The 1,351-nt window shown below is 62.8% G+C and carries 2 protein-coding genes; both read right to left on the bottom strand.

The genetic code is table 11. The features are described from left to right. Positions 1-639 precede the first annotated feature (639 nt). Positions 640-1,260, bottom strand: coding sequence for a glutathione binding-like protein (locus tag Q8M88_RS03495; protein WP_305594860.1), 621 nt, complete (start codon positions 1,258-1,260; stop codon positions 640-642). After that, positions 1,257-1,343: a hypothetical protein gene (locus tag Q8M88_RS03490; RefSeq protein ID WP_305594861.1), complete on the bottom strand. Its 87-nt coding sequence runs from the start codon at positions 1,341-1,343 to the stop codon at positions 1,257-1,259. Before Q8M88_RS03490 ends, Q8M88_RS03495 begins: the two co-directional genes overlap by 4 nt. Between the last annotated feature and the right edge of the window lie 8 nt (positions 1,344-1,351).

Raw genomic sequence — 1,351 nt, 5'->3', positions numbered from 1 at the left:
GACCGCACACAGGTTGGACACCCGGCGCTCGGTCGCCATCAACAAACCGATGTCATCGCGGCGTGTGGTGCGCGCCATTGCCCCTGCCCACCATCTGCGCCGCCAGCTTGAGCGGCCTGGGTTCATTGGCCCGCAGCCTGTCCCTTGACGAGAACGCCCTGTCTGCGAAGGGCTGGCCTGTCCCACCGGCTGATAGGCAACCCCGAGTGTTGATGCCAGCGCTGAATGGAGCCAAGCGCCAGATATTTTTAGTCACCGAATCGATGAGAAAGCCGTAAATGGCGCTGACGTCGCGCATTACCGAATTAGCTCATTCACGGTTCGGCATGTGGCTCAAATAGGGACTGGGCCTACAACTAGCATGCTGGGGGAAGCGAGGGCAGCCGCATAGCGCTTGAGCCTGGCAATAGCGGCACAGCCGGCGCGCGCGCGCGACCAGTCCATCAACTTCAGTATCAGTGTGGGTGTCACTTTGCGGCGCTATGAAAGTGAGCTGTTGCCCCAGAACATCGAGCGGGCAGACCAGTTTCTCGACTGCCTCAAGCGGGAGGGTAGAAACCGGGCGGTGGATGGAATTGGCCGCCCCTTGAGGGTAGCGTCCACCACCCAACTTTCCGCAACGCCCGTCCAAAACACAACTTACTGGAGTTCGCGCGCCCTGGCCCGCATCACACTGGGCCGTTGCTCGTAGGTGGTGCCAAAGCGGTACAACTCGGTGAATGGGGTAAACGCGTCGCCGAGCGCTCGAACCCAGGACGCGAACACGCCGAGGTAGGCGTCCGCGATGGAGAAGTGTTCACCTACCAGCGTGTCCCTGCCCCGCAAGGCCGTCTCGATGGGGCCAAGAGCTTCGTGCAGGCGCAACAACCCTTGTTCGCGGACGGTGGCTTGCCCTTGCGCATCGGGACAGTAGCGTTGCGGTCGGTTGATGGCGCGAAAGCACCCGGCGTGGATTTCGGCGTTGAGGTAGCCCACCCAGGCCTGGGTTTGCGCGCGCACCACCGTGCCGGTGGGCGCCAACAAGTGGCTTTGTGGCGCCAGATCGGCCAGGTAAGGCAAAAGTGCCGAATTTTCGGTCAGCACTTCGCCGTTTGCCGTGACCAGTGTGGGCACCCGCCCCAGCGGGTTGAACGCCCGGTGGGGCGCTGCCGGGTCACGCAGATCGACAGGCACGACGTCGATAGGCAAACTGACTTCTTCGATGACCACATGGCAAGCCAGGCTGCAGGCGCCAGGGGTGACGTAGAGCGTGGGTGTCATGCACGCTCAAAAATCGCCGCAATGCCCTGGCCACCGCCGATGCACATGGTCACCAGCGCGTAGCGGCCCTGGATGCGGTGCAGCTCGTGGA

This window comes from Phenylobacterium sp., from assembly GCF_030693805.1.
Lineage (GTDB): Bacteria > Pseudomonadota > Alphaproteobacteria > Caulobacterales > Caulobacteraceae > Phenylobacterium.
The sequence above is the reverse complement of the archived record's forward strand: the minus strand, read 5'-3'. Positions and strand labels throughout refer to the sequence as shown.